The sequence below is a fragment of the Pseudoalteromonas sp. NCCP-2140 genome, assembly GCF_023708065.1.
GTDB lineage: Bacteria > Pseudomonadota > Gammaproteobacteria > Enterobacterales > Alteromonadaceae > Pseudoalteromonas.
Map to the genome: position 1 here is coordinate 300,479 of NZ_BRCZ01000005.1, position 15,127 is coordinate 315,605.

Annotated in this window: 14 protein-coding genes; 6 read left to right on the forward strand and 8 right to left on the reverse strand. The window is 40.9% G+C overall.

Going from position 1 to position 15,127, the window contains the following annotated elements:
• Positions 1 to 48 precede the first annotated feature (48 nt).
• On the forward strand, positions 49 to 1,353 hold the full coding sequence (hmgA, locus tag NFU46_RS12835; RefSeq protein WP_251602337.1) for a homogentisate 1,2-dioxygenase: 1,305 nt from the start codon (positions 49 to 51) through the stop codon (positions 1,351 to 1,353).
• Positions 1,353 to 1,982, forward strand: coding sequence for a maleylacetoacetate isomerase (gene maiA, locus NFU46_RS12840; RefSeq protein WP_251602339.1), 630 nt, complete (start codon positions 1,353 to 1,355; stop codon positions 1,980 to 1,982). The genes hmgA and maiA overlap by 1 nt, the downstream gene beginning before the upstream one ends.
• Before the next feature lie 53 nt (positions 1,983 to 2,035).
• Here the strand turns inward: maiA and NFU46_RS12845 are convergent, their stop codons facing one another.
• Positions 2,036 to 2,266 (reverse strand): TIGR02647 family protein, encoded by a 231-nt coding sequence (locus NFU46_RS12845; RefSeq protein WP_054563059.1) that lies wholly within the window; start codon positions 2,264 to 2,266, stop codon positions 2,036 to 2,038.
• Between the two features lie 77 nt (positions 2,267 to 2,343).
• On the opposite strand from NFU46_RS12845, the gene NFU46_RS12850 reads away from it, so the two are divergent.
• Both NFU46_RS12850 and NFU46_RS12855 read left to right on the forward strand, forming a co-directional pair.
• Positions 2,344 to 2,643 carry a DUF1496 domain-containing protein gene (locus NFU46_RS12850; protein WP_175081446.1) on the forward strand — a complete coding sequence of 100 codons (300 nt, stop codon included), beginning with the start codon at positions 2,344 to 2,346 and terminating at the stop codon, positions 2,641 to 2,643.
• A 56-nt stretch (positions 2,644 to 2,699) separates the two neighbouring features.
• Positions 2,700 to 2,966: a VF530 family DNA-binding protein gene (locus NFU46_RS12855; RefSeq protein WP_054552185.1), complete on the forward strand. Its 267-nt coding sequence runs from the start codon at positions 2,700 to 2,702 to the stop codon at positions 2,964 to 2,966.
• 4 nt (positions 2,967 to 2,970) lie between these two features.
• Here NFU46_RS12855 and NFU46_RS12860 read toward each other — a convergent pair whose 3' ends face one another.
• A complete protein-coding gene (locus tag NFU46_RS12860) occupies positions 2,971 to 4,593 on the reverse strand; it encodes a diacylglycerol kinase family protein (RefSeq protein WP_251602341.1) in 1,623 nt (540 codons plus the stop codon).
• A gap of 304 nt (positions 4,594 to 4,897) precedes the next feature.
• Here NFU46_RS12860 and NFU46_RS12865 point away from each other — a divergent pair, with 304 nt between their 5' ends.
• Complete coding sequence (locus tag NFU46_RS12865) at positions 4,898 to 5,587, forward strand: anti-sigma factor domain-containing protein (RefSeq protein WP_251602343.1); 690 nt, start codon at positions 4,898 to 4,900, stop codon at positions 5,585 to 5,587.
• A 179-nt stretch (positions 5,588 to 5,766) separates the two neighbouring features.
• Positions 5,767 to 6,864, forward strand: coding sequence for a HupE/UreJ family protein (locus NFU46_RS12870; protein ID WP_251602345.1), 1,098 nt, complete (start codon positions 5,767 to 5,769; stop codon positions 6,862 to 6,864).
• 8 nt (positions 6,865 to 6,872) lie between these two features.
• On the opposite strand, the gene NFU46_RS12875 is transcribed toward NFU46_RS12870, so the two are convergent.
• The 6 genes from NFU46_RS12875 to NFU46_RS12900 form a co-directional block, all read right to left on the reverse strand.
• On the reverse strand, positions 6,873 to 7,490 hold the full coding sequence (locus NFU46_RS12875; RefSeq protein WP_058584303.1) for a TetR/AcrR family transcriptional regulator: 618 nt from the start codon (positions 7,488 to 7,490) through the stop codon (positions 6,873 to 6,875).
• A gap of 128 nt (positions 7,491 to 7,618) precedes the next feature.
• Positions 7,619 to 9,022, reverse strand: coding sequence for an efflux transporter outer membrane subunit (locus NFU46_RS12880; protein WP_251602347.1), 1,404 nt, complete (start codon positions 9,020 to 9,022; stop codon positions 7,619 to 7,621).
• Positions 9,022 to 12,153: an efflux RND transporter permease subunit gene (locus NFU46_RS12885; protein ID WP_054563051.1), complete on the reverse strand. Its 3,132-nt coding sequence runs from the start codon at positions 12,151 to 12,153 to the stop codon at positions 9,022 to 9,024. The genes NFU46_RS12880 and NFU46_RS12885 overlap by 1 nt, the downstream gene beginning before the upstream one ends.
• A 12-nt stretch (positions 12,154 to 12,165) precedes the next feature.
• Complete coding sequence (locus tag NFU46_RS12890) at positions 12,166 to 13,329, reverse strand: efflux RND transporter periplasmic adaptor subunit (RefSeq protein WP_063529955.1); 1,164 nt, start codon at positions 13,327 to 13,329, stop codon at positions 12,166 to 12,168.
• Positions 13,330 to 13,542: 213 nt separating this feature from the next.
• The gene (locus NFU46_RS12895; protein WP_175081452.1) at positions 13,543 to 14,631 is read right to left on the reverse strand and encodes a 6-phosphofructokinase; all 1,089 of its coding nucleotides are present in this window, start codon (positions 14,629 to 14,631) and stop codon (positions 13,543 to 13,545) included.
• 71 nt (positions 14,632 to 14,702) lie between these two features.
• Positions 14,703 to 15,116, reverse strand: coding sequence for a hypothetical protein (locus tag NFU46_RS12900; protein WP_250660651.1), 414 nt, complete (start codon positions 15,114 to 15,116; stop codon positions 14,703 to 14,705).
• Between the last annotated feature and the right edge of the window lie 11 nt (positions 15,117 to 15,127).

The window sequence follows — 15,127 nt, forward strand, 5'->3', positions numbered from 1 at the left end:
TAGTCTCACATGAGAGTATCTTACCTAAAACCTTTCAGGAGTCTAGTGATGAATAACGAATTACAATATATGACAGGCTTTGGTAATGAATTTGAAACCGAAGCATTACCCGGTGCATTACCTATCGGTCAATTCAGCCCGCAAAAAGTTAAATACGATTTATATGCTGAGCAGTTCAGCACAACGGCATTTACAGCGCCCCGTGCTGATAACCGTCGTACTTGGTTTTACCGCATTCGCCCGTCAGTAATACAAGGTGATTACACGCCAATTGATAATGGCCTTATTCGTACAGCTCCTATCACCGAAGTGCCAACACCACCGACAATGCTACGTTGGGACCCAATTGAAATTCCAGAACAGCCAACTGATTTTATAGATGGTTTAGTCACTATGGCTGCCAACGGTAGTGCCAATGCACAAACAGGTATTGGTATTCATATTTATGTCGCTAATAAATCAATGAAACAGCGTTACTTTTATAATGCTGATGGTGAAATGTTATTTGTGCCGCAACAAGGTGAGCTATTACTTAGAACTGAGTGCGGGCAACTAACCGTTCGTGCAGGAGAAATTGCCGTAATTCCTCGTGGCATTAAGTTCGCAGTTGATTTACTTACTGATACAGCACGTGGTTATATTTGTGAAAACTATGGCCATGCCTATATTTTACCAGAGCGCGGCCCAGTGGGTGCTAATGGTTATGCTAATGACCGTGACTTCCACTACCCTGTAGCGGCTTTTGAAGATGTAGAAGGTGATTTTGAACTCGTTGCTAAATTCAATGGCAATATGTTCCGTTGCGATATTGGCCACTCGCCATTAGATGTGGTTGCTTGGACGGGTAACAGTGCACCTTACAAGTATGACCTTGCTCGATTCAATGTTATGAATACAGTAAGTTACGATCACCCAGATCCATCAATCTTTACTGTATTAACATCACCATCGGGTACAGAAGGTGTCGCTAATATCGATTTTGCTATCTTCCCTCCACGTTGGATGGTGGCTGAGAATACATTCCGCCCACCTTATTACCACCGTAATATTATGAGTGAGTTTATGGGCTTAATCGAAGGTGTGTACGATGCTAAAGAGCATGGCTTTGTACCAGGTGGTTCTAGCTTACATAACTGCATGTCGCCACATGGTCCAGAAGCCGATGTATTCGAAAAAGCATCAAATGCTGAGCTTGAACCACAACGCTACGAAAACACTTTGGCATTTATGTTCGAATCGCGTTACGTTATTTCACCAACTAAATATGCCCTTGAAGGTAAAGAGCGTCAGCCTAACTACACAGATTGTTGGCGCACGATTAAAAAACATTTCACAGGTAAACAGGACGTATAATGAAACTTTATAGCTATTTTCGTTCATCAGCTGCATACCGAGTTCGCATTGCGCTTAATTTAAAGAACATTGGTCACGAGTTAGTGACGGTTAATTTATTAAAATCAGAGCAACAAAGTGACGAGTACCTAGCTAAAAACCCACAAGGGTTATTGCCAGCACTTGAAACTGATCAAGGTGTACTTGCGCAATCGCTGGCTATTTTAGAGTGGTTAGAAGAAACTCATCCAGAAACGCCTCTTTTAACGGGTGATGCATGGCAAAAAGCTCAGATCCGTAATTTATGTTATGCCGTAGCGTGCGATATCCACCCTATCGATAATTTGCGCGTATTAAAGTACTTAGCTAACGATCTTGGTGTTGATGAAGAAGCAAAAACGACCTGGTATAAGCATTGGGTTGAAGTTGGCTTTGAGAGTATCGAAAAGCTACTTGATGAAGCGAACACTTTTTGTGTGGGCAACAAACCAACGCTTGCTGATGTGTGCTTAGTGCCGCAAGTATTTAATGCCTTGCGCTTTAAGGTTGATATGACCAAGTACCCTAAAATTGCTGCTGTATATGAGCAATGTAATAAGCTTGATGCCTTTATTGATGCTGCACCACAAAATCAGCCAGATGCAATTTAGGCTTTAAGATTTGTAGTTAAAAAGGCCCGAACGCTTCGGGCCTTTTTTATTTTTTATCTAAGCGCTGAGTTAATCACACTCACATGGTTAATTAAATCGAGCCCTAAGTCGGTTAAGTAGCCACCATCTGGACTATCTGTAATACCTTTATCATAAAGACGTTTTGCTGCATCTTTAATTGAGCTTTCGGCATCGGAATGAATTTTAATTCCCTGCATTTGGGAGTTGCGAGGAAATTTTGCAAGCAGGGTTAGTTCGTCGATCATATTTTTATCAAATTGCATGTGTTCACCTTTTTATTATTTATTCCTTGTCATAAGCTTAGTGTAGTTATACAGATCTGCCCAACGGGAGGCGTATTTTGTTAAAGAAAATTTTACTGTTAAGTACTTTGTTTACTTTAGGGTTTCTAAACCAAGCGCTAGCAAAGGAAAAACCACTAATCGTGCTTGATGGTCAAGAGGCATTAAACAATCAAAAAGTGTGTTGGTATGAAAATAAACGCTATACCGAAGGTGCCTATATTGCCGTTGGCGATATTAGGTTAATTTGCACTGCCAAACAGCCTAATTTTTCAAACAGTGATTTGGCTTGGCTCAGACTAAGTGCTAATGGCGAGATTATTTACCCTAAACAAGCGAAAACGATTCACGTCAATTAGCTTAAAACGCACAGATAGGGTACTATTGCGCGGTTGCAAATAACCTAAGATTTATCATGGACAATCAACCAAATAATCCGTTACATGGCGTTAAACTAGCCGACATCGTTACTAAACTTGAAGAAAAACTTGGTTGGGAAGGTATGGCAGCGCACGTCGATGTACGCTGCTTTCAGAATGACCCAAGTGTAAAGTCGAGTCTTAAATTTTTACGAAAGACCCCTTGGGCACGAGAAAAAGTAGAGCAGTTATATATTGATACCTTTATCAATAATGACCTAGCTGATGATGGCACTTTCCAATGGAAAAGCATCAAAAAGTAACCACTTAATCTTCAGCTGCTACCATCACCGAAAGCGATTTCGGTGATATCTCCACCACTAGTTTATCTGCGGTTTTCACTTCACCATCAATAACATAGCTCAATCCTTTTTCTGCGCTTACTGTCACTCGTTTAGCATTTGTGTGGTGACTGTTAATGGCAAAACTAGTTTGCGTAATACTTGAGAACACTAACTCCGCAATACTTAAAGTACTCGCTTTAGAATCGGCACTAGGTGTTAGCCAGTTAACATCAAGTAAACCATCTTGGTGATCTGGCTGCCCTGCAGATTGAGCAAGTAAAGTAGTAAATGGCGCTGCGTTGGCGATGATTAAACTGGTGGTATTGATTGTTTGCTCATCGTTATTATCAAGAGTAACAACGTAGTCTTGAGCTTCATGCTCACCTAATGCTTGCCAAAATCCTTGTAAATACGCTAATTGCCCAGACTCATTTTTAGCATCACGATGGGCTTTTTCAATCATCTTTTGTTCAAAACCAATCCCTGCTAGTAATAACATACGCTCGCCATTACATACAGCGGTATCTATCCGACTCGCCTGCCCTTCAATTATTAGCTCACACGCCTGCTCTACCGGAATAAGCTTCGATTGTATACCCATCAACACATGAGCGAGGGCATTGGCAGTACCTAAAGGAATAATACCCAGTTTACAGTCTGTATTAACAAGTACACTTGCCACCTCTGTTACTGTGCCATCGCCACCACAGGCGATGACTACATCAGGGTTCAATTCAAGTGCTTCTTTGGCTAACTCAGTACCATTTACCTGTTCTGACGTGGTGTAAACAGTTAAATCGTAATACTCAGACAAACGAGATGTAATTTGCTTACGTTTAGCTTCCCACAGTTTTGTTCCAGAAACAGGATTAGCAATGAGCACAGCTTTATTTTTGATTAGTAAGTCACCTCTACGATGGCGACGCACAAGATGACGCAGCTGGCGCTTGTTTAAATTTGCAGTTTCTCGTGTCTCTTTAATTTGTGCGAGTACTTGGTGCACATCGGCATCTTTGTTTTGGCTAAGTAAGTAAGCTGCCATCACAAATACTGAACGGCCACGCCCTAAAGCGCAATGAACTACAACACGTCTATCTGCTTTTACTTGATGGTCAATCCAATTAATCGCTTGGTGTAGTTGCGCGCGTGTTGGCACGCTATGATCAAGAACAGGGATATTTAAATAACGAATATTCTCTTGCGTAGAAGACCATTCAAGGCCATCAAACTCGCAAGTTACATCTAAAATAGCTGTAATACCCATTTCTTTCATGGTGTCTATATCTGAAGGAAATAAACGACAGGCTAAAAATAAATGCTCATTAATTTGTTGTAATGGTGGCACTTTGTCGTGTTTTCTCGACCAAGCATTGTAAAGTTGTGCACCCAATAAAAATGGAATAAAAGCCCAACGAATATAGATAGGAATAACGCCATTTTCACGTTTTCTAAAAATACGTGCAATATTAAAAAAATATGCGCCACTAACCAAAAGTAACGACAAAGCCGTCCAATAAAAAAACAGCGCAAAGTAAACAGTTTCTACCCGAATAGCCGCAATTATAAATACAATCGCTAAAGCTAAGTAACTAAATGCTGCCCACATAATCACTCCTTGTTATTCTAATTGCATACTAGGTTGCAAGTTTCACTCCAGTAAAAGCCGTTAAATTACCCCTACTGGCTATTTAAAATCAGTAACTTAGCATTTATAAAAAAGCTTACCATTTTAGTTTAGGACATTTTTTCACAATTTTATGAATAACTTACAATAATTTACATAGAACCAATTGCATAGATTTGCCAAGTACTCTTTCCCTGCTAGTCTAAGTTAAAAGCCATGCCTAATAATCACAGGTTTTTAGTAGAGCTTTCGTCAAAAATTTAAATCAACCCGAGCCTAATTCGTTATGAAATACGATGACCAAACGCTACTTAATTTACTTGCAGCAGAATATGTTTTAGGCACTTTACATGGCCATGCCCGTGATAGATTTAGCCGCTTAATGCGCACCTCTCCTCAAGCCCGATACGCAACCTCATTATGGCAAAGACATATAAAAAACCTAGAAAACGCGGTTGAATCTAACCCACCGGATCAGCAAGTATGGGATAAAATAACAAAACGGATTGACCCACTTTTATTACCAACACAGAAGAAAGCAAAAGACCCTAACTATGGAATTTTTAAGGCTTGGGCTGCTATTGCAACCGCGGTCTGTATTGTGTTGATATTAATTACTTGGCAACCGCAAGAGTCGTTTAGTGATAAAATCAATCACTCGGTAACGTTTTATGACTCAGCAAATAATCCAGTTTGGAATTTAGAAATAAGCGATCACAGTATTTTACTTAAAGCTGCTAGCGGCATGAGTTTACAAACTGATTATGATTACCAGTTGTGGATCCGTTTAAAAGACTACCCGAGCGCCATCCCTATTGCTTTATTACCAAAAACAGATAGCAAAGAAATAGCCCGAAACGCAATATTTAAACCACAAGATATCACTTTACTTGCGATAAGCCGTGAGCCAATTGGCGGCTCACAATCAGGTAGCCCAAGTGAAATTATTTATACAGCCTTACTCGATGCGAACTAATCATACACAGACTAGAAACAATATATAAATACGAGCAAAGCCTGCATTTCTAAGATAGATGACCTAGTCGATAAACCTTTGTACTTGCTATATTGACAGCCTCTTTTTATATCCGCTTTAAAAAATAGGCGGTAATTCGAGTATTAGACTCGTCTCCTTGTATTATCTTAGGAATAAAAATGAAAAAGTCGTTGTTGTTTACGCTATTTCTATTAATTTTTAGCTCTATCTGTCACGCCCACCAGCAAAGCACCGCTTATCTTAATTTAGAACAACAAACGAGCAATAAGCTATTGCTAGTAGGCTCTTGGCAAGCCTCGGTGAATGATCTCGATAAAGCGCTCAACTTCGATAAAAATCAGGATAATGTAATTACATGGCATGAAATTACATCACAACAGCAAGCAGTATTAGACTATCTAAATAGCCATTTTAATGTGTTACAACAAAATCAAAGCTGCAAGGTCACGGTTGATGGTGCACTTAGTATAGATAACCACTTTAATCAGTCGTATATCCATGTGCCACTACAAGTTGATTGTCCATCTGATAGTTCTATAACAGTTAATTACACAGCCCTATTTGATATAGATGAGCATCATCAAGCAATTGCCGCCATTGCTAAATCAAGCCGCGTATTTGAACAAAATACGCCAAAACAAGTTATCAACTTTAAAGAGCAAAGCTTCACCACAACGTTTATTGAATATGTACATCAAGGCATATTACATATTTGGATGGGCACAGATCACATCTCGTTCTTAATTGCCCTATTGCTGGGCGGTGTGTTAGTTCGTAAGCAAGGCGAGCGGCAACGTGTCGAGTCTAAAAAACAAATTTTAATTGATACAGCGTGGATAATCACCGCTTTTACACTTGCTCACTCAATTACCCTCACAGCGACTGCTATGAATATCATATCGCCAAACACCCGATGGGTAGAATTAGGTATCGCGCTTTCAGTATTATTTGCTGCAATAAATAATATTTGGCCAATGATTGTGCGCTTAGGCTGGATCACATTCTGTTTTGGTCTATTACACGGTATGGGGTTTGCGAGTGTTTTAGGTGAGCTTGGTTTATCAAATGAATACCAGCTAATGAGTATTTTAGCCTTTAATTTAGGGGTTGAGATTGGTCAACTGGTTATTTTAGCAATCTGTTTACCACTGCTAATGCTACTTAGAAATAACACTTGGTACAAAACAGCTATTATGCCAGCAGGCTCAGTGGTAATTGCAATTATGGCAATCCAATGGTCTATAGAGCGCTTTTAATAAGTGCTTTATTCAAATGGTAACAATAAGGTTTTCATTGTTGGACGTAGCGCTTTAAGTAACTCATGAATATCTAAATCTGGGTTGAGCATTTTACGCAGTAACAGGCCACCCATTACTGAAAACATTACTTCAATACGGGCATTCACTTCTTCAAGTGCTGTGCCTTGTAATGGCCCTCTTTCACCCACTAATAATTCACGCATAGAATCACGAGCGTGGCTATCTGACTCTCGTAATAAGTTAGCCACTTTTTCGTTACGAGCAGCTTCGGCGAGCATTTCTAAATCAAGCGCACCTTGATTCAAATCGGTATGGCGCTCAACGCCTCTGCCTAGACCATCTAGTAATACAGTGACACGATCGCCGGGTTTATCAGCAAACTCTTTAAAGATTGAGAACATTTCTTCCATATCACGCTCAACAATCGATTCTATAATCGCTTCTTTACTGGCGAAATAATTGTAGATGTGGCCAGCACTCATACCCGCGGTTTTAGAAATTTCGGCCATTCCCGCGCCATGATAACCCTTACGTCGAAAACAATCCGCTGCGGCACAAAGCACTTGATTACGTCTTGCCTCAGCAAGCGCAGGGTCATTGTGTCTTTTCGTTTTTTGCGTCATGGTTTCTCCAAGCTTTACTGACTAGGGTTAACTTTAATTTAAACAAGGTTTACAGGATCTTAATCTTGGAGGAGAGTCAAAACAACTAAGAACCTGCAAAACCTTAAATAAATTATGCTTTTGCTGATTTATTGCACAGATTTTTGTGCATTCCAGCCGCCACCCAGTGCTTTATACAAATTAATTTGGCTCGCCAGATACGCTTGCTTACCCAAAATTAACTGTTGTCCTGCACTGTACCAATTTCGTTGTGCATCCAATACTTGCAAGTAGCTGTCGGCACCCTTTTGAAAACGCGCATCCGATAAAGTAAAAGATAGCTCATTACTTTGATACAAGTCATTCAGGGCATCTAGCTGTTGCATATAACCTTCACGGTCAGCAAGGGCATCAGATACTTCTTTAAATGCCTGTTGAATGGTTTGCTCGTAACTGGTTATAGCCATTTCTTGTTGAGCTTTTGCAACATCGAGATTAGCTTGATTACGACCCATGTTAAAAATAGGCAAGTTTACCGAAGGCACAAAGCTCCAAGTACCTGAGCCCGAATCAAAAAGATTACTCAAGTCAGCTGAAGCTGTCCCCGCATTCGCTGTTAAACTGATGCTTGGATAAAATGCCGCTTTTGCCACACCAATGTTTGCATTGGCAGCCAATAAATCATGCTCTGCAGCTTTGATATCAGGTCGCTGAGTCAATAGCTCAGACGGTAACCCTACTGGCACATCAGGCAAACTAAGTACATCATCTATACTTTCACTTGGTAATAAATCTGCAGTGACGGTTTTACCTACTAGAAAATCGAGGGCATTTTTATCACGCTTTAGTAAACGCTGATAGTTTGCAATATCGACTTTAGCGGTTGCTACTGTGCTTTCAAGTTGCGATAGCGTTAACTGAGAAGCAGCACCTAGAGCAAATGTCTTACGAGTTAGCTCTAAAGACTCCTGCTGAGACTTCAAAGTCTCGTTTGCAAGTGCCAAAAGCTCTTTGTCCGTTGCATAGTTAAGCCATGCATTTACTAATTCGGAGATCAAACTAATTCGCACACTAGTCAAACTGTATTCAGCCGAATATAGGTTTTGTAATGCTTGTTCTGATTGGTTACGTACTTTGCCCCAAAGATCAATCTCATAAGCGGTTAGGCCTACAGTTGCTGTATAGTTTTCAGAGATAGTTGCTTGACCAGTACCAGATAAATCTGCCGGAAGACGCTGACGTGTACCCGATGCATTGAGATCAATGCTTGGGTAAAGCGCTGAATCTTCAATCTGATACATTGCTCTAACCTGCTGCACATTCAGTGCAGCAGTTTTTATGTCTTTGTTGTTTTCAAGTGTGAGCGCAATCAACTGTTGAAGTTGCGCATTACTGAAAAATGACTGCCAATTGAGCGCATTTATATCGCCCGCTGTACCTTGGATATCATAGTTTTGAGCAACGGGTAATTCACGTTGCTCCATATCTGGCGCCATATTACAGGCAGATAACATAAGTGCAGCAACAGACACTGAGATAAGTTTAGCTTTCATTATGCCTGCTCCTCATTAGTTGATTTTGTTTTGCCTGGGAATACTCGGCGCACCAGTACAAAGAACAGCGGCACAAAAATTACCACAATGGTCGATGACGCAAGAGTACCACCAATAACAGCAATACCTAGTGCGTTTTGTGCACCTGAGCCTGCACTTGATGCAATTGCCAATGGTAGTACACCACACACAAATGCCATTGATGTCATAAAGATTGGGCGTAAACGTAGACGAATAGCTGCTACCGCGGCATCGACAAGTTTCATACCTTCATCCATTTTATGAATAGCAAACTCTACAATTAAGATGGCATTTTTTGATGCCAGACCTATGGTGGTTAAGAGACCCACTTGGAGATAAATATCGTTTGATAAATTAAATACAAATGACGCAATCGACGCACCAAATACACCAAGCGGTACAATGAGCATAACTGCTGCAGGAACTGACCAGCTCTCATATAACGCCGCTAAACATAGGAATACAACCAACAATGAAAGTGCATAAAGTAATGGCGCTTGACCACCACTTAAACGTTCTTCATATGAAATACCTGTCCATTCGAACGATACACCCGGTGGTAACTTCTTAACCATTTTCTCAACTTCAGCCATCGCTTGACCAGTACTGTAGCCCGGAGCAGCAGCACCTTGGATTTCCATCGCTGAAAAGCCGTTATAACGCTCAAGACGAGGTGAGCCATATGTCCAATAAGAGTGAGCAAAGGCTGTAAATGGCACCATGTCACCATTGGCGTTACGTACATACCACTCATCTAAGTCTTCTGGCACCATGCGTGATTCAGGCGTACCTTGTAAGTACACTTTTTTCACACGACCACGGTCAATAAAGTCATTTACATAGCTACTACCCCAAGCCGTTGATAACGTATTATTGATATCTGCTTGAGTAAGACCTAATGCTTCGGCTTTCGCTAAATCAATGTCAAGCTCTAGCTCAGGTTTATCTTCTTGACCATTCGGGCGCACACCTGATAACACCGGGTTTTGTGCAGCCATACCTAAAAACATGTTACGTGCTTCAAGTAGTTTTTCGTGACCTAGACCAACCCTATCTTGTAAGAACAAGGTGAAACCGTTTGCAGTACCAAGCTCAACAACCGCAGGAGGTGGGAAAGCAAATACGAACGCTTCTTTAATCGTTGAGAAGTATCCCATGGCTTTACCCGCAACCGCACCGACGGTTAGATCAGGACGCTGACGTTCATCCCAGTGTTTTAAACCCACAAAGCCGATTGCCGCGTTTTGACCAGAACCTGCAAAGCTGAAACCTGTTACCGTAAAGATAGACTTAACCGCTTCTGATTGCTCTTCTAAGAAGTGATGTTCCATCTTTTCAACAACTTTTAAAGTTTGCTCTGTTGTTGCACCGGCAGGTAAGCTTACTTGGTTAAACAAAATACCTTGGTCTTCATCTGGTAAGAATGCCGATGGTAATTGTGAGAAAATAAACACCATGCCACCCACGATTAAACCGTAAATAAGTAAATAGCGTTTACTGTGCTTGATCATGCGAGACACAAAACCTTGTGTACCCGAGTTCGTTCTGTCAAAACCACGGTTAAAGCCAAGGAAGAAACGACCAAATAAAGATTTATCGTTATGTACATGACTTGGTTTAAGCATTGTCGCACACAAAGCAGGTGTTAAAATCAATGCAACAAGTACTGATAAACTCATCGCAGTTACCAAGGTAATTGAGAACTGACGATAAATAACCCCTGTTGAGCCAGGGAAGAACGCCATAGGCACGAATACTGCCGACAGCACCATCGCAATACCAACAAGGGCACCTTTGATTTCATCCATTGATTTACGTGTTGCCTCAAGAGGAGATAAGTTCTCTTCGGTCATTACACGTTCAACGTTTTCAACCACGACGATTGCATCATCTACAAGTAGACCAATGGCAAGTACCATCGCAAACATGGTTAAGGTATTAATTGAGAAGCCAAACACTTGCAAGATAGCAAACGTACCTAGCAATACAACAGGTACTGCAATAGTCGGAATAAGTGTTGCTCTGAAGTTCTGTAAGAATAAGTACATGACCAAGAACACCAGCACAACAGCTTCGATTAGAGTGCTGACAACTTTTTCAATCGAAAGTGAGACGAATGGCGTCGTATCGTAAGGAACAACCGTTGTTAAACCTTCAGGGAAGAAAGGCTCAAGTTCAGCAAGGGCCGCTTTTACGCCATCAGCTGTATCAAGTGCATTAGCACCACTGGCAAGCTTAACACCTAAACCTGATGCCGGTTTGCCGTTAAAACGCGCAACAACACCGTAGTTTTCACCACCTAATTCAACATCAGCAACATCACTTAAACGAACAACTGAACCATCAGCATTGGTTTTTACAAAAATATTTCTAAATTGCTCAGGTGTTTGTAAGCGGCTTTGTGCAGTTACCGTTGCATTTAATTGTTGGCCACTTACTGCTGGCAACGCACCTAATTGACCTGCTGAAACTTGTGCATTTTGAGCACTGATTGCAGCACTAATATCAGCAGGAGTTAATGAGTATTTAAGTAATTTAGCTGGGTCTAACCAAATACGCATTGCATATTGAGAGCCAAACAGCTGCACTTCACCGACACCATTTACACGAGAAATAATATCAAGCACGTTTGATGAAACATAATCACCGATATCGATGTTGTTCATACTGCCGTCTTCAGATACAAAGCCTACAACCATTAAGAAGTTACGAGCCGATTTTGCAACCGAGACACCTTGACGTTGTACTTCTTCTGGTAATAACGGTGTTGCAAGCGACAATTTGTTTTGTACTTGAACCTGTGCGATATCCGGGTCTGTATCTGCACTAAAGGTTAAGGTTAACGTCGCTGAGCCGTTAGACTCTGAGGTTGACGACATGTAGAGCAAGCCATCTAGCCCTTTCATTTTTTGTTCAATAACCTGTGTAACCGTATCTTCTAGAGTACGGGCCGACGCACCAGGGTATGTGGCTTGAATACTAATTGCAGGTGGTGCAATTGATGGATACTGCGCAACCGGCAAACTTCTAATTGCTAAGATACCTGCCAGCATCACAACGATAGCAAGCACCCATGCAAATATGGGCCGATCAATAAAAAATCGTGACATTAAGTTTCTCCGTTACTGGCTGTTAGCTGCTGATTCTGCAGGCATTGCATTGACTGGTGCACCTGGGCGGATTTTCTGTAAACCTTCAACAATTAACTTATCGCCATTGTTTAGGCCGTCTGTCACTAACCAATTTGAGCCAACAGTACGATCAGTTTTAAGCACACGTGCTTCTACGGTATTGTCTTTGCTTACAACCATGGCAGTAGGCTCACCTTTTGTGTTTCTGCTTACGCCACGTTGCGGTGCTAAAATCGCATCACTTTTCACACCTTCAACAATCACTGCACGAACATACATACCTGGCAGCAGTAATTTTTCAGGGTTAGGAAATTCAGCACGTAAGGTTACTGAGCCTGTGCTTGGATCAACAGTCACTTCAGAGAATTGCAATGTACCTTTATGTTGATAAGTACTGCCGTCTTCCATCTTTAATTCAACTTTTGAATGCAAAGCGGCATCTTTATCAAGATCACCTGCAGCAATGGCTTTTTTCAAACGTGTTAGTTCACTGCTTGACTGGGTTAAATCAACATAGATTGGGTCTAATTGAGTAATGGTTGCTAATGCAGTTGCTTGATTAGCACTCACAAGAGCACCTGCAGTGACATCTGATTTACCAATTTGGCCACTAATTGGCGCTAACACTTTGCTGTAGTTTAAATTTATTTCAGCGGTTTTAAGCTGCGCTTGAGCTGTCAGTAAGTCAGCTTTTGCACCTTTGTATGCTGCATCAGCTTCGTCGTAATCTTGTTGGCTTACTGCTTTGATGCTCAATAGCTCTTTATAGCGTTCTGCTTTTGCTTTGGCATTTGCAATACTTGCTTGAGCTTTAGTAATAGCGGCTTTACTAGTTGCTACTTCAGCTTCAAATGTAGATGGGTCAATCTGATATAAAGCTTGGCCTTTTTCAACCTCAGCACCTTCAACAAACATACGAGACTGAATAATACCGTTAACCTGCGGACGAATTTGCGCAATACGTGAAGCAGCCACACGACCCGGTAATTCTTTAGTTAGTGTAAGTGGTTTGCTTTGCATCTCAATAACGCCTACAGGAACAGCTTGAGCTGCCTGCGTTTGCCCTTGAGCCGATTCTGATTGGCCGCAGCCTGATAATAAAACAGCACCAGCCAAAGCTGACACTGCAAAAAATGGAATGCGAGAGCGCTGCATGTGTAGTTCCTTAGTTTAGAGTGAACGATCATTCTAAACTAAAAAAGGCACAGATCAACCATCTTTAAAGAACTTTACATTAAATAAAATGCTTGCTTTAACGCATGAATGTTGTGCAATAAATAAATTGCTAATTGAATTATTACGAACGTAACTGAGAAAGTTGTTTTAAAACTATTAGTTATGCGAATTGAAGTTATATCAATTCGCAGATTATTCGCCTAAACACATGCCCATTGCGCGGGCACTTGTTATTAAAGAATGTTCTAGAGGGATGACGCGATATTCAGAAGTAGCTTCTTTTAAACTGATTGGTTTAATTTCACCGTCTTTACTGACAGGAATAAAACCAAACTGACCTTGCTTTACTAGCTCGAATGCTTGCACCCCAAACTCTGCTGCAAGCACCCTATCAAACGCATTAGGTGTGCCTCCACGTTGAATATGCCCTAATACGGTTACTCTTACATCAAGATCAAGCGCCACACGTATTTGTGAAGCAAGCTGCTCAGCAATGCCACCAAGCACTGGGTTTTCGTAACCAAGTTCATTTGATTGTTTACTAACAACACCACCAGCAACAGGTTTTGCTCCTTCTGAAATGACAATGTTGGCAAATCCATGGCCTTTATCAAATCGTGATGTTAGTTTGGCTTTAATAGCTTCAATATCGTAAGGAATCTCTGGAATAAGTGCGACTTCTGCGCCAGCTGCAATAGCAGAGTGCAAACAAATCCAACCGGCATCGCGCCCCATTACTTCAGTCACAATCACTCGGTTATGACTTTGCGCTGTTGGTATTAAACGATCAATGGCTTCGGTGGCGGTATCGACAGCAGTCTGAAAACCAATTGTGTAATCAGTGCCATATAAGTCATTATCAATAGTTTTTGGCACGCCTACGATATTTAAGCCATGTTCAAATAAGTGCTGAGATACCCTATGTGAACCATCACCACCAATATTTATAACGGCATCAAAACCAAGTTGCTTAATAATACTGATTAACTCATCAGAGCGGTCTATAAACACTTGTTCACCCGCTATTTCAGCAGGAAATGCGGTAGGATTCCCTTTATTAACAGTTTCGAGAATTGTTCCACCACGAACATGAATACCCGCCACTACTTCACTGGTTAAGTGTATAATATCATTTGGCTTTTCAAGCACACCACAATATGCTCTTCGGCTACCATACACCTGCCAATTGCCATCATGTTCGGCTGCTTTAACCACCGCTCTGATCACCCCATTGAGCCCAGGGCAATCACCCCCACTTGTTAATAGCAGTAATTTTTTCATTGTGTTACCAACTTCGTTCACTGATTAATTACAGATTAGCTTATATGTTGAAGTTTCGCGTATGACTTACATCAACTAAAACTTGGTTTTTTATGCGTAGAAAAAAGCGCAACAAATAGCACTAGTAATACATACTTAGGCAAACTAGTCAGTAAAGTGTTGTTATCAATATTTGCAGAAAAGGTGTTAACAGCAAAATATAAATGGAGCGCTAAAAATGGTGTCAGCAATATAAAGTATGAATACGCTTTATCTTTAAGGTACAGGGACTTACTAATGAGTAAAAATACTAAGAGTAACGCTAATAAAGGAAGACCTAAAGTAACGATATCAACCATTGATAAAGCAAAGTTAGGTGACAAGTCATAAAGGGTTGAAAGTACTTCGGTTGGAATCGCAATAGCCGAGCCATAACCTATGACTGGTATAGATAAATAGGCAAATAAACAGCCAAAAATAAATAAAAGTAGTACGTTATATTTCATAACCCCATTCC

Coding starts and splice junctions, on each gene's coding strand:
- maiA (WP_251602339.1), top strand. CDS start 1,353: ATGAAACTTTATAGCTATTTTCGTTCATCAGCTGCATACCGAGTTCGC.
- NFU46_RS12885 (WP_054563051.1), bottom strand. CDS start 12,153: ATGTCACGATTTTTTATTGATCGGCCCATATTTGCATGGGTGCTTGCT.
- NFU46_RS12875 (WP_058584303.1), bottom strand. CDS start 7,490: ATGACGCAAAAAACGAAAAGACACAATGACCCTGCGCTTGCTGAGGCA.
- NFU46_RS12900 (WP_250660651.1), bottom strand. CDS start 15,116: ATGAAATATAACGTACTACTTTTATTTATTTTTGGCTGTTTATTTGCC.
- NFU46_RS12865 (WP_251602343.1), top strand. CDS start 4,898: ATGAAATACGATGACCAAACGCTACTTAATTTACTTGCAGCAGAATAT.
- hmgA (WP_251602337.1), top strand. CDS start 49: ATGAATAACGAATTACAATATATGACAGGCTTTGGTAATGAATTTGAA.
- NFU46_RS12890 (WP_063529955.1), bottom strand. CDS start 13,329: ATGCAGCGCTCTCGCATTCCATTTTTTGCAGTGTCAGCTTTGGCTGGT.
- NFU46_RS12855 (WP_054552185.1), top strand. CDS start 2,700: ATGGACAATCAACCAAATAATCCGTTACATGGCGTTAAACTAGCCGAC.
- NFU46_RS12870 (WP_251602345.1), top strand. CDS start 5,767: ATGAAAAAGTCGTTGTTGTTTACGCTATTTCTATTAATTTTTAGCTCT.
- NFU46_RS12880 (WP_251602347.1), bottom strand. CDS start 9,022: ATGAAAGCTAAACTTATCTCAGTGTCTGTTGCTGCACTTATGTTATCT.
- NFU46_RS12895 (WP_175081452.1), bottom strand. CDS start 14,631: ATGAAAAAATTACTGCTATTAACAAGTGGGGGTGATTGCCCTGGGCTC.
- NFU46_RS12845 (WP_054563059.1), bottom strand. CDS start 2,266: ATGCAATTTGATAAAAATATGATCGACGAACTAACCCTGCTTGCAAAA.
- NFU46_RS12860 (WP_251602341.1), bottom strand. CDS start 4,593: ATGTGGGCAGCATTTAGTTACTTAGCTTTAGCGATTGTATTTATAATT.